Origin of the sequence: Plantactinospora sp. BB1 (genome assembly GCF_003030385.1) — a bacterium.
Classification (GTDB): Bacteria; Actinomycetota; Actinomycetes; order Mycobacteriales; family Micromonosporaceae; genus Plantactinospora.
The window spans coordinates 5,551,798-5,576,072 of the sequence record NZ_CP028159.1; the positions used below are offsets into that span (position 1 = coordinate 5,551,798).

Annotated in this window: 24 protein-coding genes; 8 read left to right on the top strand and 16 right to left on the bottom strand. The window is 73.5% G+C overall.

The features are described from left to right. Nucleotides 1-98: 98 nt before the first annotated feature. The 5 genes from C6W10_RS24180 to C6W10_RS24200 all read left to right on the top strand — a co-directional run bounded on the left by C6W10_RS24180 (nucleotide 99) and on the right by C6W10_RS24200 (nucleotide 4,631). Entirely contained in the window at nucleotides 99-929 is an 831-nt protein-coding gene (locus tag C6W10_RS24180; RefSeq protein WP_107260766.1) for an ATP-binding cassette domain-containing protein, read from the top strand. Further along, a complete protein-coding gene (locus C6W10_RS24185) occupies nucleotides 926-2,191 on the top strand; it encodes a sugar ABC transporter permease (protein WP_107260768.1) in 1,266 nt (421 codons plus the stop codon). The genes C6W10_RS24180 and C6W10_RS24185 overlap by 4 nt, the downstream gene beginning before the upstream one ends. A gap of 8 nt (nucleotides 2,192-2,199) precedes the next feature. Next, on the top strand, nucleotides 2,200-3,399 hold the full coding sequence (locus C6W10_RS24190; RefSeq protein WP_107260770.1) for an ROK family transcriptional regulator: 1,200 nt from the start codon (nucleotides 2,200-2,202) through the stop codon (nucleotides 3,397-3,399). Nucleotides 3,400-3,427: 28 nt separating this feature from the next. Next, nucleotides 3,428-3,724 carry a DUF1707 domain-containing protein gene (locus C6W10_RS24195; protein WP_107260772.1) on the top strand — a complete coding sequence of 99 codons (297 nt, stop codon included), beginning with the start codon at nucleotides 3,428-3,430 and terminating at the stop codon, nucleotides 3,722-3,724. Between the two features lie 163 nt (nucleotides 3,725-3,887). Further along, the gene (locus C6W10_RS24200; RefSeq protein WP_107260773.1) at nucleotides 3,888-4,631 is read left to right on the top strand and encodes a copper homeostasis protein CutC; all 744 of its coding nucleotides are present in this window, start codon (nucleotides 3,888-3,890) and stop codon (nucleotides 4,629-4,631) included. On the opposite strand, the gene C6W10_RS24205 is transcribed toward C6W10_RS24200, so the two are convergent. Genes C6W10_RS24205 through tsaB form a run of 8 tightly spaced genes read right to left on the bottom strand, consistent with a single transcriptional unit; the run spans nucleotide 4,609 to nucleotide 12,665 of the window. After that, a complete protein-coding gene (locus tag C6W10_RS24205; RefSeq protein ID WP_107260775.1) occupies nucleotides 4,609-5,922 on the bottom strand; it encodes an MFS transporter in 1,314 nt (437 codons plus the stop codon). The two genes, C6W10_RS24200 and C6W10_RS24205, sit on opposite strands and share 23 nt — an antisense overlap. Then, entirely contained in the window at nucleotides 5,922-6,551 is a 630-nt protein-coding gene (locus tag C6W10_RS24210; RefSeq protein WP_107260777.1) for a winged helix-turn-helix domain-containing protein, read from the bottom strand. Before C6W10_RS24210 ends, C6W10_RS24205 begins: the two co-directional genes overlap by 1 nt. A 55-nt stretch (nucleotides 6,552-6,606) precedes the next feature. Then, the gene (locus tag C6W10_RS24215) at nucleotides 6,607-8,370 is read right to left on the bottom strand and encodes an ABC transporter ATP-binding protein (protein WP_107260778.1); all 1,764 of its coding nucleotides are present in this window, start codon (nucleotides 8,368-8,370) and stop codon (nucleotides 6,607-6,609) included. After that, nucleotides 8,367-10,100, bottom strand: coding sequence for an ABC transporter ATP-binding protein (locus tag C6W10_RS24220; RefSeq protein ID WP_107260780.1), 1,734 nt, complete (start codon nucleotides 10,098-10,100; stop codon nucleotides 8,367-8,369). The genes C6W10_RS24215 and C6W10_RS24220 overlap by 4 nt, the downstream gene beginning before the upstream one ends. A gap of 58 nt (nucleotides 10,101-10,158) precedes the next feature. Then, entirely contained in the window at nucleotides 10,159-10,413 is a 255-nt protein-coding gene (locus C6W10_RS24225) for a hypothetical protein (RefSeq protein WP_107264243.1), read from the bottom strand. A 20-nt stretch (nucleotides 10,414-10,433) separates the two neighbouring features. Next, nucleotides 10,434-11,480 carry a tRNA (adenosine(37)-N6)-threonylcarbamoyltransferase complex transferase subunit TsaD gene (gene tsaD / locus C6W10_RS24230; protein ID WP_107260782.1) on the bottom strand — a complete coding sequence of 349 codons (1,047 nt, stop codon included), beginning with the start codon at nucleotides 11,478-11,480 and terminating at the stop codon, nucleotides 10,434-10,436. Continuing rightward, nucleotides 11,473-11,934 carry a ribosomal protein S18-alanine N-acetyltransferase gene (gene rimI / locus C6W10_RS24235; RefSeq protein WP_107264244.1) on the bottom strand — a complete coding sequence of 154 codons (462 nt, stop codon included), beginning with the start codon at nucleotides 11,932-11,934 and terminating at the stop codon, nucleotides 11,473-11,475. The genes tsaD and rimI overlap by 8 nt, the downstream gene beginning before the upstream one ends. 29 nt (nucleotides 11,935-11,963) lie before the next feature. Then, nucleotides 11,964-12,665, bottom strand: a complete 702-nt coding sequence (gene tsaB / locus C6W10_RS24240; RefSeq protein WP_107260784.1) for a tRNA (adenosine(37)-N6)-threonylcarbamoyltransferase complex dimerization subunit type 1 TsaB — start codon at nucleotides 12,663-12,665, stop codon at nucleotides 11,964-11,966. A 161-nt stretch (nucleotides 12,666-12,826) separates the two neighbouring features. Between tsaB and C6W10_RS24245 the strand changes: the two genes are divergently transcribed. Then, nucleotides 12,827-13,528 (top strand): helix-turn-helix domain-containing protein, encoded by a 702-nt coding sequence (locus C6W10_RS24245; protein WP_107260786.1) that lies wholly within the window; start codon nucleotides 12,827-12,829, stop codon nucleotides 13,526-13,528. 1 nt (nucleotide 13,529) lies between these two features. On the opposite strand, the gene C6W10_RS24250 is transcribed toward C6W10_RS24245, so the two are convergent. The 7 genes from C6W10_RS24250 to glmS all read right to left on the bottom strand — a co-directional run bounded on the left by C6W10_RS24250 (nucleotide 13,530) and on the right by glmS (nucleotide 20,922). Continuing rightward, nucleotides 13,530-14,216, bottom strand: coding sequence for a uracil-DNA glycosylase (locus C6W10_RS24250; protein WP_107260788.1), 687 nt, complete (start codon nucleotides 14,214-14,216; stop codon nucleotides 13,530-13,532). An 82-nt stretch (nucleotides 14,217-14,298) separates the two neighbouring features. Continuing rightward, nucleotides 14,299-14,802, bottom strand: a complete 504-nt coding sequence (gene tsaE / locus C6W10_RS24255) for a tRNA (adenosine(37)-N6)-threonylcarbamoyltransferase complex ATPase subunit type 1 TsaE (RefSeq protein WP_107260790.1) — start codon at nucleotides 14,800-14,802, stop codon at nucleotides 14,299-14,301. Nucleotides 14,803-14,811: 9 nt separating this feature from the next. Then, complete coding sequence (locus C6W10_RS24260) at nucleotides 14,812-15,870, bottom strand: alpha/beta fold hydrolase (RefSeq protein ID WP_107264245.1); 1,059 nt, start codon at nucleotides 15,868-15,870, stop codon at nucleotides 14,812-14,814. Between the two features lie 86 nt (nucleotides 15,871-15,956). Continuing rightward, nucleotides 15,957-17,075: an alanine racemase gene (gene alr / locus C6W10_RS24265; RefSeq protein WP_107260792.1), complete on the bottom strand. Its 1,119-nt coding sequence runs from the start codon at nucleotides 17,073-17,075 to the stop codon at nucleotides 15,957-15,959. A gap of 65 nt (nucleotides 17,076-17,140) precedes the next feature. Continuing rightward, the gene (locus C6W10_RS24270) at nucleotides 17,141-18,610 is read right to left on the bottom strand and encodes an NAD(P)H-hydrate dehydratase (protein ID WP_107260794.1); all 1,470 of its coding nucleotides are present in this window, start codon (nucleotides 18,608-18,610) and stop codon (nucleotides 17,141-17,143) included. After that, complete coding sequence (locus tag C6W10_RS24275; protein ID WP_101368082.1) at nucleotides 18,607-18,975, bottom strand: holo-ACP synthase; 369 nt, start codon at nucleotides 18,973-18,975, stop codon at nucleotides 18,607-18,609. The genes C6W10_RS24270 and C6W10_RS24275 overlap by 4 nt, the downstream gene beginning before the upstream one ends. 48 nt (nucleotides 18,976-19,023) lie before the next feature. Then, nucleotides 19,024-20,922, bottom strand: coding sequence for a glutamine--fructose-6-phosphate transaminase (isomerizing) (gene glmS, locus C6W10_RS24280; protein ID WP_107260796.1), 1,899 nt, complete (start codon nucleotides 20,920-20,922; stop codon nucleotides 19,024-19,026). 257 nt (nucleotides 20,923-21,179) lie between these two features. Between glmS and C6W10_RS24285 the strand changes: the two genes are divergently transcribed. After that, nucleotides 21,180-22,331: an MmpS family transport accessory protein gene (locus C6W10_RS24285; protein ID WP_107260798.1), complete on the top strand. Its 1,152-nt coding sequence runs from the start codon at nucleotides 21,180-21,182 to the stop codon at nucleotides 22,329-22,331. Nucleotides 22,332-22,364: 33 nt separating this feature from the next. After that, complete coding sequence (locus tag C6W10_RS24290; protein ID WP_107260800.1) at nucleotides 22,365-23,564, top strand: pyridoxal phosphate-dependent aminotransferase; 1,200 nt, start codon at nucleotides 22,365-22,367, stop codon at nucleotides 23,562-23,564. Between the two features lie 18 nt (nucleotides 23,565-23,582). Here the strand turns inward: C6W10_RS24290 and C6W10_RS24295 are convergent, their stop codons facing one another. Then, entirely contained in the window at nucleotides 23,583-24,197 is a 615-nt protein-coding gene (locus C6W10_RS24295; protein WP_107260802.1) for a PadR family transcriptional regulator, read from the bottom strand. Nucleotides 24,198-24,275: the final 78 nt, after the last annotated feature.

Consider the following 24,275-nt stretch of genomic DNA (forward strand, 5'->3'; position numbering starts at 1 on the left):
CGGCGTCCTCGCCGCCCCAGAGAACTGGACCGGACCCGTGATCGGACACCCCGCGATCGGCACCCGCCACCGGACACCCGCGTAAAGGAGACCAACCCGTGTCCGCGACACCCCTGCTGGAGCTGCGCGGGATCGACAAGAGTTTCGGTCCCGTCCAGGTCCTCCGCGACGTCGACCTGTCGGTCAACCCCGGCGAGGTGACCGCACTCGTCGGTGACAACGGCGCCGGCAAGTCCACCCTCGTCAAGTGCGTAGCCGGGATCCACTCGGCCGACGGCGGCGAGATCCTCTTCGAGGGCCGACCGGTGCAGATCCACAACCCCCGGGACGCCGCCACCCTCGGCATCGAGGTCGTCTACCAGGACCTCGCGCTCTGCGACAACCTCGACATCGTGCAGAACATGTTCCTCGGCCGGGAGAAGCGCAGCGGCCTCGTCCTCGACGAGCCCACCATGGAGCAGATGGCCGCCGAGACCCTGGCCGGGCTCTCCGTGCGGACCGTGAAGTCGCTGCGGCAGCACGTCTCCAGCCTCTCCGGCGGGCAACGGCAGACCGTGGCGATCGCCAAGGCCGTGCTCTGGAACAGCCGGGTCGTCATCCTCGACGAACCGACCGCCGCACTGGGCGTGGCGCAGACCGCCCAGGTGCTCGAACTGGTCCGCCGGCTGGCCGACAACGGTCTCGCCGTCGTGCTCATCTCGCACAACATGAACGACGTCTTCGCCGTCTCCGACCAGATCGCCATGCTCTACCTCGGGCAGATGGTCGCGCAGCTGCGGACCAGCGACGTCACGCACGCCCAGGTGGTCGAGCTGATCACCGCCGGACGCAGCGGCGGCCTCGGGCTGACCGGCGAGAACGGCAACGGCAACGGCAAGCACGACACCCCACCCAGCACCGAGACGACGAGCGCAGGAGTCGACAGATGAGCGCCGCCCCTCCCACCATCGTGGTGCCGCCGGTCGAGGTGCCGGCCGCGCCGGTGCCCACGGTCGGCAGCCACTTCCGGGACTACCTGGCCCGGGTACGCGGCGGCGACATGGGCGCGCTGCCGGCCGTACTCGGTGTGATCGTGCTCTGCGTCGTCTTCGCCGCGCTGCGCCCGAACTTCATGACCGAGGGGAACTTCGCCAACCTCTTCACCCAGGGCGCGGCGGTGACGCTGATCGCGATGGGGCTGGTCTTCGTCCTGCTGCTCGGCGAGATCGACCTCTCCGCCGGCTTCGCCAGCGGGGTCTGCGCGGCGGTGCTGGCCCAGCTCGTCACCCTCCAGGGCTATCCCTGGTACGTCGCCGTCGCCGCCGCGCTCGTCACCGGCGTGGTGATCGGGCTGGTGATCGGCTTCCTGGTGGCCAAGGTCGGCATCCCGTCCTTCGTGGTCACCCTCGCGGCGTTCCTCGCCTTCCAGGGCATCGTGCTGCTGCTGATCAAGGGCGGCACCAACGTCTCCGTCCGGGACGAGGTGCTGGTGGCGATCGCCAACCGGAACATGCCGCCGTGGCTCGGCTGGGCGCTGACCCTGCTCGGCGTGGCCGGCTACGCCGCCGTGCAGCTGATCCGGCACCGCAAGCGCAGCGCGCTCGGGCTGGTCACCGAGCCGCTCGCCGTGGTGCTGATCCGGATCGGGGCGCTGGCGGTGATCGCCGGTACCGCCGTCTACCTGCTGAACCTGGAACGCAGCCGCAACGTGCTCGTCTCGCTCAAGGGCGTACCGATCGTGGTGCCGATCATCGTCGTCCTGCTGGTCGTGCTCACCTTCGTACTGCAACGCACCGCGTACGGCCGGCACGTCTACGCGGTCGGCGGCAACCGCGAGGCGGCCCGGCGGGCCGGCATCAACGTGGACCGGATCCGGATCTCGGTCTTCGTGATCTGCTCCTCGATGGCGGCGATCGGCGGCATCGTGGCGGCCAGCCGGGCCACCTCGGTCGACGCCAACACCGGGGGCAGTAAGGTCCTGCTCTACGCGGTCGGCGCGGCGGTGATCGGCGGCACCAGCCTCTTCGGTGGCAAGGGCCGGATCGTGGACGCGGTGCTCGGCGGCGCGGTGATCGCGGTCATCGACAACGGGATGGGGCTGCTCGGCCGCAGTTCCGGCTTCACCTTCGTGGTGACCGGACTGGTGCTGCTGCTCGCGGCCAGTGTGGACGCCCTCTCCCGACGCCGGGCCGCAGCGACCGGTAACCGATAAGGGGCACGATGCGCGCGGGGCCGAGCCAGGAGGAGATTCGCCGGCAGAATCTCGGCGCGCTGCTGCGGTACGTGCACATCCACGGAGCGACCTCCCGGGCGGAGCTGACCACCTCGCTCGGGCTGAACCGGAGCACCATCGGCGCCCTCACCGCCGAACTGGCCGCCGCCGGGCTGGTCAGCGAACGGGCACCCCGGGAGACCGGGCGGGCCGGACGGCCGTCGCTGGTCGTCCGGCCCGAGTCGGGGCGGGTCTTCGCGTACGCGTACAGCGTCGAGGTGGACCGGTTGCGGGCCGCCCGGATCGGGCTGGGCGGGGTCGTACTCGACCGCCGGCAGGCCGAGCGGCCGCCGGGGCTGCCGGCGGTGGAGAGCCTGCCGCTGCTGGCCGGCTTCGTGAAGGAGATGCACCAGGCGGTACCGGACGGCTCGGTCTACGTCGGCAGCGGCGTGGCGGTCTGCGGCCGGTTGCGCCGCCCGGACGGCGCGGTGCACATCCGGCCGGAGAGCGCCGCCTGGGCCGGCGGCGGCGAGCTGGACAAGCGACTGGCCGAGGCGCTCGGTGAACTGCTGCCGCAGGAGCGCCCGGTGCTGGTCAGCAACGCCGCCGACGCCAGCGCGGTCGCCGAGCACGCCCGGGGTGCGGCCAGCGGCTACGACGACGTCATCTACCTGCACCGGGACGTCGGCATCGACGCCGGGATCATCGTCGGCGGGCGGCGGCTGACCGGGCAGGGCGGTTACGCCGGCGAGGTCGGGCACATGGTGGTCAACCCCGGCGGAAGTCCGTGCGGCTGCGGCTCGTACGGCTGCTGGGAGACCGAGATCGGCGAGTACGCCCTGCTGCTGGCGGCCGGCCGGGGTGAGGCCGTGGGCCGGGAGGCCGCCCTGCGGGTGGTCGACGCGGCCGCCCGGGGTGACGCGAACGCCCAGGCGGCGGTCCGGCAGGTCGGCGACTGGCTCGGGTTCGGGGTGGCGAATCTGATCAACATCTTCAACCCGGGTGTGGTCATCTTCGGCGGCACCCTCCGGGACGTCTACCTCGCGGCGGCGGCCCGGGTGCGTAGCCGGCTCAACTCGCTGGCCCTGCCCACCCCGCGCGAGCAGGTGCGACTGCGTACCCCGCAACTGGGCGAGGACGGTGCGCTGGTCGGTGCCGCGGAACTGGCCTTCGAGCACCTGCTCGCCGACCCGCTCGACGCGGGCTGACCGGGCACCGGGGCGTACGCTGTCCGGCGTGGACGGGCAACTGCGCGCCTCCGACTCGGATCGGCAACGGGTGGTCGCCGACCTGCAACGGCACACCGAGCAGGGCAGGTTGAGCCTGGAGGAGTTCTCCGAGCGGGTCGGTGCGGTCTACACCGCCCGTACCCTCGGGGAGCTGGCCACCGTCACCCGGGATCTGCCGGCGGCGCCGGAGGTCGCCGAGCCGGTCGGCGGCGGCACCGGAAGCCGGCGGGAGCTGCTGATCGTCTTCGCCGTCGCCGTCGCCACCCTGCTGCTGCTGGTGACCTTCATGGAGATCACCCGCTGAGCGCTTCGTCCCGTCCCGCCCCGGGCGTCACGTTCCGCCCCGCCGGACCGGCCGCCGAAGGCGTTCTTTCCCACATGCGGTTGCCCGGACCGATCGGGCACCCTTGGATGGCCCTGGTGGTTCGGGTTGTCAAGAACCTGGTTCGGTCATCGGAAAGGCTGGCATGAGCACGTTCGAGATCTGTGTCGACAGCGTCGAGGGGACGCTGGCGGCGGAGCGGGCCGGCGCCGACCGGGTGGAACTCTGCGCGGGACTGTTCGAGGGCGGGCTGACCCCCAGCATCGGCACCATCGAGCTGGCCCTGCGGCACGTCGAGCGGATCCGGGTGCACGTGCTGGTACGGCCCCGGGGCGGGGACTTCATCTACTCCCCGTACGAGGTCGACGCGATGGTCCGCGACGTGCAGGCGGCGGTGACGGTCGGCGCGCACGGCATCGTGATCGGTGCGCTGACCCCGGAGGGCGACCTCGACCTGCCGACCATGCGGCGGCTGCTCGAGGCCTCCGACGGTGCCAGCGTCACCTTCCACCGGGCCTTCGACATGGTCCGGGACCCGTTCGAGGCGCTGGAGCAGCTGATCGAGCTGGGCATCCCCCGGGTGCTCACCTCGGGTCAGGAGGAGACCGCGCTGGCCGGTGCTCCGCTCATCGCCGACCTGGTCGGCAAGGCCGCCGGCCGGATCGCGGTGATGGCCGGCGGCGGGATCAACGAGCGGAACATCGCCCGGATCGTCGCCGCCACCGGCGCCGACGAATACCACTTCACCGCCCGGGTCAGCTCGGACGGCCCGGCGACGCACCGCAACCCGGTACCCCGGATGGGTGGCGTGCTGAGCCGCCCCGAGTACCAGCGTTCGGAGACCTCGCCGGAGCGGATCGGCCAGATCATCGGCGCGGTGCGTCCGTAAGTTCCGGCCCGGCCGGCGTCGTCGCCGCCGGCTCGGCCGGCGGGGTCGGCGGCCGGTCGAGCCCGCGCCAGACCGGCATCACGAACGGCATGAGCGTGACCAGCAGGTACGCCACCGCGAAGACCAGGCAGGCGACCGGCAGCCGCAGTTCCTGCACGGCGAGCCCGCCGAGCAGCCCGCCGAGCGGGATGCCGGCCCAGGCTGCCGCGTGCACCAGCCCGAGCACCCGGGCCCGGAGCCGCTCGGGAATCCGTTCGAAGCTCACGGCGCCCAGGATCGGGTTGACGGCCGCGACGGAGACCCCGGCGACGAACGAGATCAGATAGATCACCCAGAGCCGGTCCAGCAGGGCGAGCGCGACGAACCGGGGCGCCCCGGCGAGCAGGAAGCCGACCGCGAAGACGGCGAACCTCGGCACCCGGTCCGCCACGACGGTGAAGACGACGTTGCCAAGCACCGCGCCCAGGGCGAAACTCGCGGTGAGCAGGCCGAGCGCGGTCGACGACCGGATCACCTCGCTGGCCCAGACCGGGGTGAGCACCGAGGTGTACGCCGCGTCGGCCAGGTTGGTGACGAGCAGCATCAGCACGATGCCGTGCACCAGCCGGTCCCGCCGCAGGTAACGCAGGCCGCCGCGCAGCGCGCTCAGGTACGACTCCTGCTCGTCCTCCACAGTGGTCGGCTCCACCGTGGACTCTTCCGTCCTGTCGGCACGGTCCCGGGCCGGTACGGCGGCCGCGAGCACCGCCGCCGAGAGCAGGAAGGTCGCCGCGTCGAGGAGCAGCACCAGCGGGGCGTCGAGGATGGCGATCAACAGCCCGGCCAGGGGCGCGCCGAGCAGGGTACCGAGCCGGCTGAGCCCGTCGTGCAGGCTCGTCGCCCGGGTCATCGGGATCTCCGCCGCCGCCACCGTCTCCGGGAACACCACCCGCTTGGCGGTGTCGCCGAACCCGCGCAGCAGCCCGGCCACGGCGACGAGGCCGAGCAGCGTGCCGAAGTCGAGCGCACCGGCCAGGTGCAGCAGCGGTACGGCGGCCACCGCCACCGCGCTGCCCAGGTCGGCGACGATGCTGGTCCGGCGGGCGCCGATCCGGTCGATCAGCGGGCCGCCGAGGGCGCAGGCCAGCACGTACGGCAGCATCTCGGCGAACGCCACCAGGCCGGTCCTGGCGGCGCTGCCGGTGACCAGCAGGGCGAACCAGGGCAGCGCCACCATGCTCATCCGGCTGCCGACCAGGGAGATTCCCTCGGCGACCAGCAGTCCGACCAACGGCCGGCGGTTGCGGGTCATCAGTCCGCCGACTCCGGCGCCCGGCCGTCCTCCGTCGGGCGGTCGTCCTCCGGCCGCCGGTGGTGGTTGCGCCGGACGAAGGGCAGCAGCTGCGCCTGCACCACGAAGGGCTCGGCGTCCTCGGGCGCCGTCACGCCGGGCTCGTCGCGGCGGTACCGCCCGATCAGCGCGGTCAGCGCGTCGGAGAACTCCCGCGCCTCTTCCGGGGTCAACCGGAGCTGCCAGTTGCTCAGCGTGGACGTCCCCTCCCACTCCGCCGGCAGGTTGGTCAACTCGTTCAGCCACCGGTCGACCCGCTCGGCGTAGAGCGCGGCGACGGATCGCAGGTACGTCTCGACGTCGGGGAGGGCGTCCCGGCCGACCTCGCTGTCGAGTCGGGTGTTCCGGTGCGCGGCCCGCCACCACCGTTCCCGCCCGGCGCCCCGCCCGGGCTCCTCGACCACGAAGCCGTACTGGGCGAGTTGCCGCAGGTGGTAGCTGGTGGCGCCGGTGGACTGGTTGAGCCGCTCGGCGAGCAGGGTGGCCGTGGCGGGACCGTGCTCCCGCAGCGTGTTGAGGATCCGGACCCGCAGCGGGTGGGCGAGGCCACGCAGCGAGGTCGGGTTCAGCCGGACTTCATCCGCAGACATGTTTGCAACGCTATTCTTGCAAAGAGTTCTTTGCAAGAGGTCCGTGGCGATCGGCTCAGCGGCGGTCACCGTGCCAGGAGCGCCAGAGTGCCGCGTACGAGCCGTCGGCGGCGACCAGTTCGGCGTGCGGGCCCAGCTCGGTGATCCGGCCCTCCTCCACCACCGCGACCCGGTCGGCATCGTGCGCCGAGTGCAGCCGGTGGGCGATCGCGATCACCGTACGGCCGCGCAGCACGGCGGCCAGCGACCGCTCCAGGTGCCGGGCCGCCCGGGGGTCGAGCAACGAGGTGGCCTCGTCGAGTACCAGGGTGTGCGGGTCGGCGAGGACCAGCCGGGCGAGCGCGAGCTGCTGCGCCTGGGCGGCGGAGAGCGGATGGCCACCCGAGCCGACCTCGGTCTCCAGCCCGGCCGGAAGCTGCTCCGCCCAGTCCAGCGCGTCGACGGCGGCGAGCGCGGCGCGTACCCGGTCGTCGTCGGCGTCCGGCCGGACCATCCTGAGGTTGTCGCGGAGCGTACCGATGAAGACGTGGTGCTCCTGCGTCACCAGCGCGACCTCGGTACGCAGATCGGCCAGCGGCAGATCGGCGAGCGGGACACCGCCCACGGTGACCGAGCCGCTGCCCGGCTGGTGGATCCCGGCGAGCAGCCGGCCCAGCGTCGACTTGCCGGCCCCGGACGGGCCCACCATGGCCAGCCGCTCCCCCGGCGCCAGGGCGAGGCTGACGCCGTGCAGCACGTCCCGCCCCGGCTGGTAGGCGTACCGCACGTCGTCGACGACGAGCCGCTGGTCCGCCGGCCGGGCCGTCGTGGCCGCCCCGGCGGCCGGCGCGTCCCCGGGACGTTGGGCCACGCCGAGCAGCCGGGCCAGCGACGCGCCGCCGACCTGCACCTCGTCCAGCCAGGAGAGCAGCCGGTCGACCGGGTCCATCAACTGCTGCACGTAGAGGGTGGCCGCGGTGACCTCGCCGAGCGTCACCCAGCCCTCGACGTAGAACCAGCCGCCGAAGACCAGGGTCGCGACGACCGGCAGTACGTAGCCGGTCTCGGCCAGCGGAAAGAAGACGGTACGCAGGAAGAGGGTGTAGCGCTCGGCCGCGTACGACCGGCGGATGTCGGCGTCGGTACGGGCCCGGCGCCGGGCCTGCTGCCGGAGCGCCTCGGTGGTCCGGGACCCCTCCACGGTCTCGCTGATCCCGTCGGTGATGTCGGAGTAGGCGGCGTTCTCCGCGAGATAGCCGGTCCCGGCCCGGCGCAGGTACCAGCGGGTGGCCGGGACCAGGATCGGCACCGCGACGAGGGCGGGCAGGATGAGCAGCGGATCGGTCAGCAGCACCGCGCCGACCACGGCGCAGACCGTGACGACGGCGATCAGCGTCTCCGGCACGGCGAACCGGACCGACCGGGACAGCGCGGCGACGTCCCGGCTGCTCCGGGTCAGCAGGTCGCCGGTGCCGGCCCGCTCCACGGTGGAGAGCGGGATGGCCAGGATCCGGTCCACGAACTCCTCCCGCAGCTCGGCGAGGACCCGCTCGCCGAGCCGGGCCGAGGCGAAGTGGGCGAACCTGACCAGCACCGCCTGCGCCAGCACGAAGCCGGCGATCGCCAGCGCGATCCGGTCCACGGTCACCGTGCCGGTGCCCTGGGAGATCGCCTCGACCAGGTCACCGAGGAGGCGCGGCGCGGCCAGGCCGGTGACCGCGGCGAGCGCGTGCAGCCCGAGCGCACCGGCCAGCGCGCGGGGATGCCGGCGGACCAGGCCGCGGGCGTACCGTCGCACCTGCGCCGGGTCGGCGATCGGCAGCGAGTCGCGGGCTGTCACCTTAGTCCTCCTCGCTGCGGGTCACAGTCCTCCTCGCTGCGGGTCACGACGGCGGCGTAGCGCGGCTCGGTGTCGAGCAGTTCGCGGTGCCCGCCCTCCGCCACCGCCTTGCCGTCGGAGACCAGGACCACGTGGTCGGCCCGGTCCAGCACCAGTGGGCTGGTGGTGCAGACCAGGGTGGTCCGGCCGCGCCGGGCCGGGCCGAGCCGGTCCGCGATCCGCGCCTCGGTGTGCGCGTCGACCGCGCTGGTCGGCTCGACCAGGATGAGGATCTCCGGGTCGGCGACCAGGGCCCGGACCAGCCGCAACCGCTGCTGCTGCCCGCCGGAGAACTCGCGGCCCCGCTCGGCGACCCGGCCGGCCAGCCCGCCCGGCAGCGCCGCCACGATGTCGGTGGCGCTCGCCGCGTCCAGGGCCGCCGCGATCGTCGCGTCGTCGGCCCGGTCGTGCGGGTCCAGCTCCGCCCGGAGCGGCCCGGAGAAGAGCCGCGCGTCGTTGTCGGCCACCATGATCCGCCGCCGGACCGTGCCCAGCGTCAGCTTCCGCAGGGGTACGCCGCGCAGCGTCGCCTCGCTGTCGACGTACCGGCCGAGCCGGTCGGCGATGGCGACCGCGTCCTGCGGCGCGGCGGCGGCGAGCGCGGTCAGCCGGCCCGGCCGCACCGTCACCCCGGACTCGACGTCGACCAGCTCACCGGGGCCGTCCGGCAGCGCGACCGGATGCTCCGGATCGGTGATCCCCGGTCGCAGGTCGAGCATGGAGACCACCCGACGAGCCGAGACGTGCCCCCGGGTGATCCGGTCGATCAGCTCGGTCAGCATCCGGAGTGGACCGATCAGGAAGACGGTGTAGCCGTAGAAGGAGACGAGCTGCCCGACGGTGATCTCGCCCCGGAGGGCGAACCGGGCGCCGAGCCAGGTGACCAGCACCAGGAAGATGCCGGGCATCAGGACCTGGGTTGCCTCCAGCAGCGCCTCCACCCGGGCCACCCGTACGCCGCCGTGCCGCAGCGCCTGCGACTCCGCCCGGTACCGTGCCGAGAAGACCGCCTCGCCGCCGACCCCGCGCAGCACCCGTAGCCCGGCGACGATGTCGCTGGCCCGGGTGGTCAGGGTCGCCTGCTGGTCCCGGTACGCCTCCTGCCGCCGATGCAGTGGCCGGATGAGCACGGCGACCACCGCCATCAGCACCGGTACCCCGAGCACCACCACCAGGCCGAGCGGGACGGAGGTGGCGAGCAGGATCACGGTGATGGTGAGCACCGCGAAGAGCGAGCCGGTGCCCCGGGAGAGGATGTCGAGCGCGCCGCCGATGTGGTTGATGTCGGCGGTGCCGATGCTGACCACCTCGCCGGTGGCGAGCCGCTTGGGCAGGGTCGCGCCGAGCCGGTTGGCGTGGTCGACGGTGATCTGCACCGTCCGGTACGCCCCGGCCAGCCAGTTGAAGGTGGCGAACCGGTGCCGGACGATCCCGACGATCGCCTGGGCGACGCCGAGGGAGAGCAGCACCAGCCCCCACCGCAGCAGCGCGTCGGTGTCCCGGGCGATCAGGCCGGCGTCGATCGCCCTGCCCAGTACGGCCGGCATCAGGGCCTGGCCGACGAAGGCGACCACGGCCAGTCCCATCCCCCAGCCGAGGGTGGGCCAGATCCGCGCGGCGAGCCAGAGCAGGAACCTGGTCGCCGAACGCCGGTCGGGCACACCCGGGTCGGGGACGGGTAGGGGGCGCATCAGGGTGACGCTATGGAACCAATCGCCACGATTGCCACGGGTTTTCCGCGGCTTCGGTTCAGCGGTCGACCTGGGTGAAGTCCCAGACGTGCGGGGTACGGGCGAGCATCCGGGCCGGCGGGTCGGGCAGCGAGACCGGGTTGGCCCGCCACTTCGAGATGACCACCAGCCGGTTGTCGGTGGAGGAGAAGACCTCGCTGGAGATGTGCATCGGGTCGTGTTCCAGCTCGGGCAGGGCCGTGTCGCAGACCCAGGAGATCAGGTCGGCGAAGCCGGCACGCTCGGCGCGTACCTCCCACATCCGTACGATCACGTCGGCCGTCACTCTCCCCACTACACGCTGACGATCGTGAGCGGCATCGCGGAATCGGCGGGCAGGTCCAGCCGGCTCGGGGCCACCCCGGCGGCCACCAGGTGGGAGCCGAGCGCCGCGACCATCGCACCGTTGTCGGTGCAGAGCTTGGGCCGGGGTACCCGGACCCGGATGCCGTGTTTCGCCGCCCGTTCCTCGGCCAGCGCCCGCAGCCGGGAGTTCGCCGCGACACCGCCGCCGAGTACCAGCGTCTCGACGCCCCGGTCCCGGCAGGCCGCGATCGCCTTGCTGGTGAGTACGTCGCAGACCGCCTCCTGGAACGACGCGGCCACGTCCGGTACCGGTACCGGCTCACCGGCCCGCTGCTTCGCCTCGACCCAGCGGGCGACCGCGGTCTTGAGGCCGGAGAAGGAGAAGTCGAACCGGTGCGCGGCGAGGTCCTTCGGGGCGGTCAGCCCGCGCGGGAAGGCGATCGCGTCCGGAGTGCCGGCCCGGGCCTCCCGGTCGATCGGCGGGCCGCCCGGGAACGGCAGCCCGAGCAGCCGGGCCACCTTGTCGAACGCCTCCCCGGCGGCGTCGTCGATGGTCGCGCCGAGCGGGGTGACCCCGGTCGCCAGGTCGTCCACCAGCAGCAGCGAGGAGTGCCCGCCGGAGACCAGCAGCGCGATCGCCGGCTCGGGCAGCGGGCCGTGTTCCAGGGTGTCCACCGCGACGTGCGCGGCCAGGTGGTTCACCCCGTACACCGGCTTCTCGGCGGCCAGCGCGTAGCCCTTGGCGGCGGCCACCCCGACCAGCAGCGCGCCGGCGAGCCCGGGGCCGGCGGTGACGGCGATCGCGTCGATGTCCGCCAGGGTCACCCCGGCGTCGTCCAGCGCGCGCCGCATGGTGGGCACGATCGCCTCCAGGTGGGCCCGGCTGGCCACCTCCGGCACCACCCCGCCGAACCGGGCATGCTCGTCCACACTGGACGCCAGCGCGTCGGCGAGCAGGGTGTGCCCGCGTACGACACCGACGCCGGTCTCGTCGCAGGACGTTTCGATCCCGAGGATCAGGGGTTCGTCAGCCATTGTTCGCCCGCTCCAGTTCGAGCTGCATCACCAGTGCGTCGGTGTTGCTCGGTTGGTAGTAGCCGCGCCGCACGCCGACCGGTTCGAAGCCGTACGTCGCGTAGAGGCGCTGGGCCGGTGCGTTGTCCACCGCCACCTCCAGCAGTACCCGGCGTACGCCGTGCCGGTTCGCCTCGGCCAGCAGTTCGACCAGCAGCATCCGGCCGATGCCGCTGCGCTGGGCGTCCCGGCGTACCGCCACGTTCTGCACCCACGCCTCGTCCGGCGGGGCGAGGGCGAGCCCCGCGTAGCCGACGAGCGCGTCGGTGGAGTCCAGCGCCGCCACGTAGTGGTGCCCGTTCGCCAGTTCGTTCCAGAACATCGCCGCCGACCACTGCTCGGCGCCGAAGAGGTCCGCCTCGATCAGCAGCGCCTCGGAGATGTGCCACCAGCGGAACGGGCTCAGCCTGGTCACCGCGGCGCTACCCTCCCCGACCGCCGTCCTCACCGCAGGACCGGTTTGCGCCCGGTCGCCGCCACGGCGTCGGGCCGGCGCAGGTAGAGCGGTGTGAGCTGCTCACCGGGGGCGCCGGCCCGGACCCGCTCGGCCGCCAGCTCCGCCAGGGCGTACGGCGGGGGGTAGTCCAGGCCGGCTCGCGGCGGTAGTCCGAGGATGTCGGCGTACCGGTGGGCTCCCTCGCCGACCGCGACCCGGACGCCGAGGTCCCGGGCCCGCTGCGCGACGGCGGCCGGGGCGTCGACCTCGGGCCCGGCCAGCCGCTCGCCGGCCAGGTCGTAGACGGCCCAGTAGATCTCCCGGCGGCGGGCGTCGGTGGCTGCCAGCACCGGCCCGACCTCCGGGGCGGCGCCGGACCGGGGATGGGTCGCGGCCCACCCGATGGCGTCGAGCGAGGGCACGCCGTAGGTGGGGATGCCCAGCACCTGTCCCATGCTGGCGGCCGTGACCAGGCCGACCCGCAGCCCGGTGAAGGGCCCGGGTCCGACCCCGGCCACCACGGCGGCCAGGTCGGCCGGCCGGGCGCCGGCCTCGGCGAGCACCTCGGAGACCTGCGGCGCGAGCAGTTCGCCGTGGGCCCGGGCGTCGACGACACTGCGCTCGCCGCGCGGCGAGACCGCGTCGGCGGTGATCTCCGCCAGCGCGGCGGTCACCGCCGGGGTCGAGGAGTCCAACACGAGTACGAGCACATAGGCACCCTAACCGGGCGGTCGCGCCGGGCTGACGGGACCCGGTCGGGTCGGGGCGTGCACCGGCCTGGCCCCGGGTAGTCCGGTCAGCAAGGTGCCAGGGAGTCACCTTGGTGACACAGTGACACCTTGCTCGTCGGGATAGCGGCAGCATCCGAGGAATGCCCACATCCCGGCTGACCGCCCTGATCGGCACGACACTGCGGCAGCAGCGCGAGTTACGTGGCCTCACCCAGCACGCGCTGGCCCGGCTGGCCGGCACCGATCGGTCGACGGTGACCCGGATCGAGCAGGGCGAGCGGGCGCCGACCGTGGCGATGCTGGAGAAACTGCTGGCCGCGCTCGGCCTCCAGCTCACCGTCGGCGTCGAGCCGCTCGATAGCGAGGTCGACGCCCGGATCGACGAGTTGGCGGTCCGGAGTGTGGCGGAGCGGATCGACGCGGTCGGTCTGGACCGGATGCTGGACCGCCTCGCGGAGCTGCCACACGTGTTGACCGGGACCACGGCCGCCCTGTTGCAGGGCGCGCCGGTGCCGGTGGGCGACCTGGAGATCGCGGTGGCCTGGCGGGACGCCGAACGGTTCGCGGATTGGCTGGAGCGCCACTACGCCCAGCGCTGGAACCCGGCGTGGGAGGAGTTCGGCTACCTACCCACCGATCCGCGCGACCCCGGCGAGCACCGCTGGCAGGTGGTCGGTGGCGTGCTGCGGGCCGGCATGTGCGAGGAACTGCCGGAGGCGATCGAGGTCCGGCACGGCGACCGGAGCTATCGGGTGGTGCCGCTCGCGCTGGTCGAGGCGACCGAGCCGGCCACCGCCGAACTGCTGCGGCGGTGGCGGGCCCGGCTCGCTCGAACGGACTGAGTCAACGGGCCGAGAGGTCCCAGTCGACGGTGGGCCGACCGGCGTCGGCGAGCGCCTTGTTGCAGGCGCTGAAGGGGCGGCTGCCGAGGAAACCGCGAGGGTTCATCGGGCTGGGGTGGCCGGCCTCCAGCACCACGTGCGCCGGGTTGGTGACCAGGGCCGCCTTCTTGCGGGCGTAGCCGCCCCAGAGCAGGAAGACGACCCGGTCCGGGCGGGCGTCGAGGGCCTTGATGGTGGCGTCGGTGAAGGCCTCCCAGCCTCTGTTGGCGTGCGATCCCGGAGTCGCCTGCCGGACGGTCAACACGGCGTTGAGCAGCAGCACGCCCTGGCTCGCCCAACGGGTCAGGTTGCCGCTGCGCGACACCGGCACCCCGAGGTCGTCGGCCAGCTCCTTGAAGACGTTGCGCAGCGACGGTGGCACCGAGACGCCGTCCCGGACGCTGAAGCTGAGCCCGTGCGCCTGACCCGCCCTGTGGTAGGGATCCTGGCCGAGGATCAGCACCCGGCAGTCCTCCGGGGCGCAGAGCCGGTAGGCCGTGAAGAGATCCTCCAGCGGGGGGAAGACGGTCTGGGTCGCGTATTCCCCGGCGACGAACTCGCCCAACGCGGCGGTCTGGGCCGGATCGAGGTGCGGGTCCAGCGCCGCCCGCCAGGCCGGGGGCAGCAGGGCCGGAAGATCCAGGGTCATCGGTAACCTCTCGAACGCCACGGTCGTTTCCCGCACTCTAGAAGTCCGGTACGACAGCGGGGATCCCGGTACCGCGACCCTCTCAGCGCAGCTCGGCGAGACGGTCGGCCCAGTCGCCGCCGAACGGCACCAGCTCGACCCGCCGGGTGTCGTCGTCCCGCCGGTCGATGACCACCCGCAGATGCGTGTCCACCAGGTGCTCGACCATGCCCTCGCCCCACTCGACCACGGTGACCGCCTCGTCGACCGAGGCGTCCAGGTCGAGGTCGTCGATCTCGGCCCGGGGGTCGACGGCTTCGCCCAGCCGGTACGCGTCGGCGTGCACCAGCGTGACCCGGCCGCCCCGAGCCGGATCGGGCCGGTGCACCCGGGCGATCACGAAGGTCGGCGAGGTGATCTCGCCGAGTACCCCCAGACCGGCCGCGATCCCCTGCACCAGCGCGGTCTTGCCGGCGCCCAGCGGGCCGGTCAGCACCAGCAGGTCCCCCGGGCGGAGCAGCCGGCCCAGCCGCCGCCCGAACTCGTGGGTCTGCGCCACCGTCGGCAGCTCGCGGACCAGCTCGGTACCGCGCAACGCGTCACTCATCGGGACAGCTCAATCCCTTCCTCGGCCGGGCAGCCGGTCGAGGAAGTCCAGCAGCGCCCGGTTGACCTCGTCGGCGTGTTCCAGCATCACCACGTGCCCGCTGTCGGGCACCTTGACGTACTCGGCGTCCGGCAGCCAGCGGACGATCTCCTCGGAGTGGGTGACCGGTGTGATCATGTCCCGCTCGCCCACGATCACCAGCGTCGGACTGTCCCGCAGCGCGGCCAGCACCGGATAGCGGGCATGGGTGTAGATGGTGCGCAGATAGCGGGCCACCGTCTCGGTGGAGGTCCGCGAGTTCATCTTCTCCACGTAGGAGACCAGCGCCGGGCTGGGCGTCGGGGTGCCGAAGCCGTACCGGCGGGTGAGCAGCCAGGCCAGGTTGGCCGAGGCGCGCCGGGCCCGGTCGAGGACGCTGCCGGTCAGCCGGGTGGCGTTGTCGACCACCGGCAGCAGCGGTGCGCCGGCCCGGGCCACGATCGTCGGCAGGCCGAACTTCGTCTCCGCCACCAACCCGCCCGAGGTGGCCATCAGCACGGTACCGATCACCCGCTCGGCGAAGAGCTCCGGATAGCGCTCCGCGAACGCCATGATGGTCATGCCGCCCATCGAGTGCCCGACCAGCACCAGTGGCCCGGTCGGCGCGGTCCGGTCGATCACCGAGCGGAGCGTCTCGCCGAGCGCCTGGAGCTGGTATTCGCCGGACTCCAGTCGGCCGGACCGCCCGTGTCCCGGCTGGTCGTAGAAGACCAGCCGGTCCTCGCCCAGCTCGGTCAGCATCCTGCGCTGGAAGTGGAAGGTCCCCATGTCCAGGCAGAAGCCGTGCACGAAGACCAGGGTCGGCCGCCCCGGACCGGGCGGCGGGCCCACCATCTCGACGTGGATGTCGGTGCCGTCGGCGGTGGAGACGATGCAGGACTCGTCGTAGGGCAGCGTGCCGAAGGGCTCCGTCGCGTACCGGTCGCCGGGAGCGGTCTTGGAACGGCGTACCACCGCCCGTTCGGCGGCCACCCCGGCGGCGATGCCGGCCGCCGCGACCCCGGCCGCCGCGCCGATGATGCCGGCCACCCGGAAGAGTCCGGTCCGGGTCTGGGTACGCCGGGACGGCTGCCGCTGCGCCGGTACCCGCGACGGGGCGAGCCGCTTGGCCGGGCTCACGGCTGCCGTCCGTCGTACACCCGGGGCACCCGGACCCCGCCGAACCGGGTGACGATCTCGTAGTTGATGGTGCCGATCGCCTCGGCCCAGTCGTCGGCGGTCGGTATCCCGGCCGCACCGTCGCCGAAGAGCGTCGCCACGTCGCCGGGGACGACCGGGTCGTCGCCGCAGTCGAGCACGATCTGGTCCATGCAGACCCGGCCGGCGATCTGCCGCCGGGCACCGGCGAGCTGGACCGGGCCGACGTTGGAGGCGTGCCGGGGCACCCCGTCGGCATAGCCCAGCGGCACGACGGCAAGCGTCGTCTCCCGCTCGGTGTGGTACGTGTGCCCGTAGGAGACGCCGGTGCCGGCGGGCACCCGCTTGGTCAGCGTCACCCGGGCCCGCGCGGTCATCGCCGGCCGCAGCCCGAACTGCTCGCCGGGGACCGGCGACAGCCCGTACATCGCGATGCCGGGACGGACCAGGTCGAAGTGGGTGTCCGGCCGGGTCAGCGTGGCCGCCGAGTTGGCCAGGTGCCGCAGCCGGGGGCGCAGCCCGGCCCGCTCGGCCAGGGCGAGTCCCTCGGTGAAGACCGCGAGCTGCCGGTCGGTGGTGGCGTGCGTCGGCGCGTCGGCGTAGACCAGGTGGCTCCAGAGCCCGACCACCTCGATCAGCCCGTCGGCCTGGGCCTTCGCCGCCGCGTCGAGCAGCTCGGGCCAGTCGTCGAGGGTCGCGCCGCCCCGGGAGAGGCCCGTGTCGATCTTGAGGTGAGCCCGGGCCGGCCGGCCGGCGCGCTCGGCGGCGGCGACCAGCTCGGCGAGCTGGCCGAGGCTGGCGGCGGCCAGGTCGACGTCGGCGGCCACCCCGTCGTGCAGCGGCAGCCCGGGCGCCAGCAGCCAGGCCAGCACCGGTGCGGTGATCCCGGCCCGGCGCAGCGTCAACGCCTCGTCCAGGGTGCAGACACCCAGCCAGTCCGCCCCGGCGTCGAGCGCCGCCCCGGCGGCCGGGAGCATGCCGTGGCCGTACGCGTCACCCTTGACCACGGCCATCAGCTCGGCGCTCGTCCCGGACCGCAGTCGGGACACGTTGTCGCGGATCGCGTCAAGATCGACGCGTACCTCGGCCTGCCACATGCGCTCAGCCTACTTGTGGGTAGATCGAAATGGCCCCGGGTGGCGCGGCCAGGACACTCCGCCGCTCACCGGGGCAGCCTGGCGATCACCCGGCGCAGCGCGGCGGCCACGTCGGCGGCGACGACCGGCCCGCGCCGGGCGGCCTCCTGCCCGGCCAGCCCGTGCAGGTACGCGGCGGCGGCCGCCGCCCGCTCGGCCGGCAGTCCGGCGGCGAGCAGCGAGCCCAGCAACCCGGCCAGTACGTCGCCGGTGCCGGCGGTGGCGAGCGCCGGGGTGCCGGTCGGGTTGGCGAAGGCCTGCCCGTCCGGGGTGGCGACCACCGTCCGGTCGCCCTTGAGCAGCACCACCGCGTTCATCCAGGTGGCCAGTTGCAGCGCGGCGGCGACCCGGTCCCGGGGCGGTTCCCCGCAGAGCCGGGCGTACTCGCGGTCGTGCGGGGTGACCACGATCGGCGCGTCCCGCTCCCGCAGCCGCTCGGCCATCGAGCCGTCGACCAGCAGGGTGAGCGCGTCCGCGTCCAGCACCACCGGCACCGGTGCGGCGAGTACGCAGCGCAGCTCGGTGGCGGCCGCATCGTCGGTGCCGAGCCCGGAGCCGCAGACCCAGGCCTGCACCCGGCCGGCCTCGGTGACCCGGTCGGCGGCGACCACCGAGGGATAGCGGCGCAGCACCTCGGCGCGGGCGCCACCGGCGTACCGGATCATGCCGGTCGGTCCGGCGACCGCGCCGCCGACCGAGAGCACCGCGGCACCCGGGTACGTCGCCGAGCCGGTGGCCAGCCCGACCACGCCCCGACTGTATTTCTCCTCCTCCGGGCCGAGCCGGGGCCACCAGTCGGACACGTCCGACCACTCGGTGACGCGTACCGCCGGGGTGCCCCGCAGCCACGGGCCGAGCCCGATGTCGACCAGCTCGACCCGCCCGGCCCGGGGTGCGGCCGGGCCGACCACCAGGGCGGGCTTGAGGCAGCCGAAGGTGACCGTCAGGTCCGCGGTCACCGTGCTGGGCAGGCCGACGGAGCGCGGCACGTCGCCGGTGTCCACCTCGACGCCGCTCGGCACGTCCACCGCGACCACCGGCGGCCGGTCTCCGGACCGGCCGGTCAGGCCGGGCAGCCCGGCCACCAGCCGGGCGGCCGGCTCGCGCAGCCCGCCCGAGCCGCCGATCCCGACGATCCCGTCCAGCACCAGGTCGGCCCGGTCCGGCAGCCCGTCGACGATCCGCCCGCCGGCCGCCCGCAGCGCCGCCAGGCCGCCCTGGTGCACCCGCTCCGGCGCCAGCAGCAGGGCGCTCACCGCCGCGCCCCGGCCGGCGAGCCGGGCACCCGCGTAGAGGGTGTCGCCGCCGTTGTCGCCGGAGCCGACCAGCAGCAGCACCCGGGCGCCGTAGACCCCGCCGCCCCGCTCGGCGAGCAAACGGGCGCAGTGCCCGGCCAGCCCGCCGGCAGCCCGCTGCATCAGGGTGCCGGCCGGCAGGGTGGCCATCAGGGCGCGCTCGGCGGCGCGTACGTCCGCCACCCGCCACGCGGCCCTCATCGCTCCGCCACCACCATCGCCGAGGCGATCCCGCCGTCGTGGGACAGCGACAGGTGCCAGCGCTGCACCCCGCGCTCGGTGGCGGCGGCCGCGACCGTGCCGGAGACGGTCAGCCACGGCCGCCCGTCCGGGTCGGAGACCACCTCGCAGTCGTGCCAGTGCAGCCCGGCCGGTGCGCCCAACGCCTTGGCCACCGCCTCCTTCGCGGCGAACCGGGCGGCGAGCGACTCGGCCGAGCGCGGGTTGCCCGACCCGGTGACCCGCTCCGCCCCGGTGAAGAGTCGATCGGCCAGCAGCGGGGTGCGTGCGAGCGCCCGGGCGAACCGATCGACCAGTACGACGTCGATGCCGACTGCGACGATCACCGCCTCACCCTACCGGCGGGCGCGGGAGCGCACGTGACGGTGAACGGCTCACTCCACGGTGACCGACTTGGCCAGGTTGCGCGGCTGGTCCACGTCGTGCCCCCGGGCGGCGGCGATCTCGCAGGCGAGCACCTGCAACGGAACCGTGGTCACCAGCGGGGCCAGCAGGGTCGGGGTGCGCGGTACGTAGATCAGGTGGTCCGCGTACGGCGTCACCGCCTCGTCGCCCGCCTCGGCGATCACGATGGTCCGGGCGCCCCGGGCCCGGATCTCCTGGATGTTGGAGACGATCTTGTCGTGCAGCATGCCCCGCCCGGCCGGGGAGGGCACGATGCAGACCACCGGGGTGCCCTGGTCGATCAGGGCGATCGGGCCGTGCTTCAACTCGCCGGCCGCGAACCCCTCGGCGTGCATGTAGGCGAGTTCCTTGAGCTTGAGCGCGCCCTCCAGGGCGACCGGGAAGCCGACGTGCCGGCCGATGAAGAGCACCGTCGGCGCCGCCTTGAGGTCCCGGGCCAGGTCGCGGATCGGCTCGATGCCGGCGAGCAGCTCCCGCAGCTTGTCCGGCATCTCCTGGAGCTGGTCGACCACCGCGGCCACCTCGTCGGCGTACTTGATGCCGCGCACCTGGGCCAGGTGCAGGCCGATCAGGTAGCAGGCCACCAACTGGGTGAGGAACGCCTTGGTGGAGGCGACCGCCACCTCGGGCCCGCCGTGGGTGTAGAGCACCGCGTCGGACTCGCGCGGGATGGTGGAGCCGTTGGTGTTGCAGATCGCCAGCACCCGGGCCTTCTGCTCCTTGGCGTGCCGCAGCGCCATCAGGGTGTCCATGGTCTCGCCGGACTGGGAGATCGCCACCACCAGGGTGGACCGGTCGAGGACCGGGTCGCGGTAGCGGAACTCGCTGGCCAGTTCCACCTCGCAGGGAATCCTGGTCCAGTGCTCGATGGCGTACTTCGCCACCATCCCGGCGTGGTACGCCGTGCCGCAGGCGACGATGAAGACCTTGTCCACGTCCCGCAGGTCCTGGTCGGAGAGGCGGACCTCGTCGAGGACGATCTCCCCGTTCTCCTTGAGCCGGCCGAGCAGGGTGTCGGCGATCGCCTGCGGCTGCTCGGCGATCTCCTTCAGCATGAAGTAGTCGTAGCCGCCCTTCTCGGCGGCCGAGGCGTCCCAGTCGATGTGGAAGTCCTTGCCGGCGGCGGGTGCACCGGCGAAGTCGGTGATCTCGATGGCGTCGGCGGTGATCAGTACGACCTGGTCCTGGCCCAGCTCGACCGCTTCCCGGGTGTGCTCGATGAACGCGGAGACGTCGCTGGCCAGGTAGTTCTCCCCGGCCCCGCGCCCGACCACCAGCGGCGAGTTGCGCCGGGCCCCGACCACCGCGCCGGGGATCGCGGCGTCGACCGCGAGCAGCGTGAAGGCGCCCTCCAGCCGCTGGCAGACCTGGCGCATCGCGGCGGCCAGCAGCGCCGGCCCGTCGGGTTCACCGGCGGCGCGCAGCCGGGACAGCTCACCGGCGAGCAGGTGCGCCGCGCACTCGGTGTCGGTGTCGCTGGTGAACTCGACGCCGTCGGCCTCCAGCTCGGCGCGGAGTTTGGCGAAGTTCTCGATGATGCCGTTGTGGATCACCGCCACCCGGCCGTCGGTGGCCCGGTGCGGGTGGGCGTTGCGGTCGGTGGGCCCGCCGTGGGTGGCCCACCGGGTGTGCCCGATGCCGGTGGTACCGGCGCCGATGCCGGGCACCGCGTCGTCGTCCGCCGACCGTTCGGCCAGCGCCTTCTCCAGGTTGGCCAGCTTGCCGGCCTTCTTCTCGGTCAGCAGCTCACCCTCGGCGACGACCGCCACGCCGGCCGAGTCGTAGCCGCGGTACTCCAGCCGCCGCAACCCGTCCAGCACGATGCTCAGCGCCGGCCTGGCGCCGGCGTAACCCACGATTCCGCACATGGCCCGCAGCCTAACCTAAGTTCGCTCATCTGGCCTGCTCGAAAGGTGCTCGTTCGATCACTGATGCTGCGCGGTATTCTGGCCGGCCCCGACAACCGGACGAACCACCACTCCGCTGGCCGGCCCACCCTTCACCGGTACATCGCGGCCAGCGGTGACGCGGTACCGTGACTGGCGCATTCGCTGCCATCTCCTCCGGCGCCTCCCTCTCCCGGTCGCCGCGCCCCTGCTGTCCGCCATCTCTGGAGCCAGACCCGATGACCGACTCGCCGCCCCCGCACAACCCGTACGACCCCTCCGCCGAGCACGAGCCGCCGACGACGAAGTTCGGCCCGCCGCAGCAGCCCCGTCCGGAGAACCCGGCCGAGGAGGAGGACGACGCCCCGACGACGAGGTACGCCCCGCCGCAGCCGCCCCAGCCCGCGCAGCCGTCCAGCTACGGACAGCCGGCGCAGCCGACCACGTACGGCCAGCCCCCGGCCCAGCCGGGCGGCTACGGACAGCCGCCCCAACCCGGCCCGTACGGGCAGCCGGCCTGGGGCCAGCCGCCGCAGTCGGCCGGGTACGGCCAGCCGCAGCAGCCGGACCCGTACGCCCAGCCACAGCAGCCCAATCCGTACGCCCAACCGCAGCAGCCGAACCCGTACGCCCAGCCGCAGCAGCCCGGCCCGGGCCAGCCGCCGGCCCCGGCCTACGGTGCCGGCCCGGCGTACCCGCCGCAGTCCGGCCCACCAGCCACGCCATACCCGACCAGCGGGGCGCCGAACCAGCAGGACGCCGGTTACGGCGTCTACCCGCCGCAGTCCGGCCCGCCGCAGTCCGCCCCGCCCGGCACCGACCCCTACGCGGCGGCCGGTGCCGGCGGCTACCCCGGTTACGGACAGCCGGGACAGCCCGGACAGCCGGGCTACCCGGGCGGGCCGTACCCGCCGGCACCGCCGAAGAAGAGCAACAAGACCATGATCATCGTGATCGTGGCCGTGGTGGTGGTCGTGCTGGTCGCCTGCGTCGGGCTCTGCCTCGGCCCGCTGTCCTTCATGGACCAGCTGCGGAAGTCGGTGGAGACCAGCCTGGACGCCACTCCGCCACCGTCTACGTCGGACAGTCAGGACGGCGGCAACCCGGGCAGCGGCGGCCAGACGGTCGTCTACGAGGTGACCGGCGACGGCCGGGTGGCGCTCTCCTACATCGACGGCGCCGGCAAGCAGGTGCACCTGCCGTCGGTCGACCTTCCGTGGAAGAAGGAGGTCAAGCTTCCCGAGGACGAGCTGAAGACGGTGGTGGCGATCCGCACCGGCGGCGGCTCCGGCGACATCTCCTGCAAGATCACGGTCGACGGGAAGTCCACCGCCTCGAAGACCGCCAGCGGCAACTACGCGACCCTCACCTGCTCGGATTTCGGGATCTGACGAAACGGCACGGCACGGCTCTAGGGTGACGGGGTGACGACGACAACCGACTCCGATCCCCTGGTCCGCCGGATGCGCCCGTTCGGCACCACCATCTTCGCGGAGATGTCGGCGCTGGCGGTGCGCACCGGCGCGGTCAACCTCGGCCAGGGCTTTCCGGACACGGACGGGCCGCCCGAGATGCTGGCCGCCGCCGTGGCGGCGCTGCGCGGCGGGCAGAACCAGTACCCGCCCGGTCCGGGCGTCCCGGCGCTGCGCGCCGCCGTCGCCGCACACCAGCGCCGGTTCTGGGGACTGGAGTACGACCCGGACGGGCAGGTGCTGATCACGGCCGGGGCGACCGAGGCGATCGCGGCGGCGATCCTCGGGCTCTGCGAGGCCGGCGACGAGGTGGTCTGCTTCGAGCCGTACTACGACTCGTACGCCGCCTCGATCGCCCTGGCCGGGGCGGTCCGGCGGCCGGTCACGCTCCGCCCGGTCGACGGCGGCCGGTACGCCTTCGACCCGGCGGAGCTGCGCGCCGCCTTCGGGTCGCGGACCCGGCTGGTGCTGCTCAACTCGCCGCACAACCCGACCGGCAAGGTCTTCGACGCCGACGAACTGGCGCTGATCGCCCGGCTGTGCCAGGAGCACGACACCATCGCGGTCACCGACGAGGTCTACGAGCACCTGGTCTTCAGCGACGCCGGCAGCCCGCACGTCCCGCTGGCGACCCTGCCGGGCATGTGGGAGCGCACCCTGCGGATCTCGTCGGCGGGCAAGACCTTCTCCTGCACCGGCTGGAAGATCGGTTGGGCCAGTGGCCCGGCGCCGCTGGTGGCGGCGACGATGCGGGTCAAGCAGTTCCTCACCTTCACCGGCGGGGCACCGCTGCAACCGGCGGTCGCGGTGGCCCTGGCGCTGCCGGACGACTACTACCACGGTTACCGGGCCGACCTCCAGGCGCGGCGGGACCAGCTCTCGGCCGGGCTGGTCGAGGCCGGTTTCGAGGTGCTGGTCCCGGAGGGGACGTACTTCGTCACCGCCGACATCACCGCGCTGGGCGGCCGGGACGGGGTGGAGTTCTGCCGCTCGCTGCCGGAGCGCTGCGGGGTGGTCGCCGTGCCGACCCAGGTCTTCTACGACCACGTCGAGGCGGGGCGGCGGCTGGTCCGGTTCGCCTTCTGCAAGCGCCCGGAGGTGCTGGCCGAGGCGGTGACCCGGCTGCGCACGCTCGGCGGCGCCCCGGCCTGACCACGGTCGCGGCGTGGCTCAGGCGCCCTCCGCCAGGCCGGCTGCGCGACCGTCGGGCAGCGCCCCGGGTACGGCATCGGCGCCGGCCGTCCGCGCGGACGGGATCCGGATCCGGGCGCCGTCGAGCAGGCCCGTCTCGGCGTCGTCGAGAAAGGCCAGATCCGCCTCGACGTGCCGGCACGCGGCCGAGAGCAGCAGCTCGACCACCGGGTCGGTCGCCTCCCGGCGCAGCGTGCCGAGGTTGCGCAGCTCGCGCAGCAGATAGCCGCGCTGGTTGGCGAGCACGGTACGCACCACGTCGGCGGAGCCGGAGCGGGCGGCGGCGGTGACCTTGAGGAAGAAGTCGTCCCGGAAGCCGCCGCTGCGCGGGCTCGGCTCGGCCAGCCACCTGGCCAGTTCGGTCCGGCCGGCGGGGGTGATCTCGTAGACCACCCGGTCCGGCTTGACCGGCTGCGCCTGCCGTTCGGCCCGGACCAGTTCGTCCCGGGCCAGCCGGTCGAGGATCTGGTAGAGGTGGCCGATGTTCAGCGACCCCCACTGTGGACCGACGGCCGTCTCGAAGGCACCCTTCAGCTCGTATCCGTAACTCGGGCCGTCGGCGAGCAACGCGAGCACCGCATGCTGGATGGCCATCCCTGACCCACCTTCCGGCCGTCCGCACGGCCTCTTGCATTGTGACAATGTATAGCGCAGAGTGTCCTGCGGGAGAAG

What these genes read in the sequence shown, in the direction of transcription:
- C6W10_RS24190 (WP_107260770.1), top strand. Translation starts at nt 2,200, where the DNA reads ATGCGCGCGGGGCCGAGCCAGGAGGAGATTCGCCGGCAGAATCTCGGC.
- C6W10_RS24200 (WP_107260773.1), top strand. Translation starts at nt 3,888, where the DNA reads ATGAGCACGTTCGAGATCTGTGTCGACAGCGTCGAGGGGACGCTGGCG.
- C6W10_RS24250 (WP_107260788.1), bottom strand. Translation starts at nt 14,216, where the DNA reads ATGACCCTGGATCTTCCGGCCCTGCTGCCCCCGGCCTGGCGGGCGGCG.
- C6W10_RS24210 (WP_107260777.1), bottom strand. Translation starts at nt 6,551, where the DNA reads ATGTCTGCGGATGAAGTCCGGCTGAACCCGACCTCGCTGCGTGGCCTC.
- glmS (WP_107260796.1), bottom strand. Translation starts at nt 20,922, where the DNA reads ATGTGCGGAATCGTGGGTTACGCCGGCGCCAGGCCGGCGCTGAGCATC.
- alr (WP_107260792.1), bottom strand. Translation starts at nt 17,075, where the DNA reads ATGTGGCAGGCCGAGGTACGCGTCGATCTTGACGCGATCCGCGACAAC.
- C6W10_RS24285 (WP_107260798.1), top strand. Translation starts at nt 21,180, where the DNA reads ATGACCGACTCGCCGCCCCCGCACAACCCGTACGACCCCTCCGCCGAG.
- C6W10_RS24185 (WP_107260768.1), top strand. Translation starts at nt 926, where the DNA reads ATGAGCGCCGCCCCTCCCACCATCGTGGTGCCGCCGGTCGAGGTGCCG.
- C6W10_RS24295 (WP_107260802.1), bottom strand. Translation starts at nt 24,197, where the DNA reads ATGGCCATCCAGCATGCGGTGCTCGCGTTGCTCGCCGACGGCCCGAGT.
- tsaD (WP_107260782.1), bottom strand. Translation starts at nt 11,480, where the DNA reads ATGGCTGACGAACCCCTGATCCTCGGGATCGAAACGTCCTGCGACGAG.
- C6W10_RS24205 (WP_107260775.1), bottom strand. Translation starts at nt 5,922, where the DNA reads ATGACCCGCAACCGCCGGCCGTTGGTCGGACTGCTGGTCGCCGAGGGA.
- C6W10_RS24220 (WP_107260780.1), bottom strand. Translation starts at nt 10,100, where the DNA reads ATGCGCCCCCTACCCGTCCCCGACCCGGGTGTGCCCGACCGGCGTTCG.
- C6W10_RS24270 (WP_107260794.1), bottom strand. Translation starts at nt 18,610, where the DNA reads ATGAGGGCCGCGTGGCGGGTGGCGGACGTACGCGCCGCCGAGCGCGCC.
- C6W10_RS24245 (WP_107260786.1), top strand. Translation starts at nt 12,827, where the DNA reads ATGCCCACATCCCGGCTGACCGCCCTGATCGGCACGACACTGCGGCAG.
- tsaE (WP_107260790.1), bottom strand. Translation starts at nt 14,802, where the DNA reads ATGAGTGACGCGTTGCGCGGTACCGAGCTGGTCCGCGAGCTGCCGACG.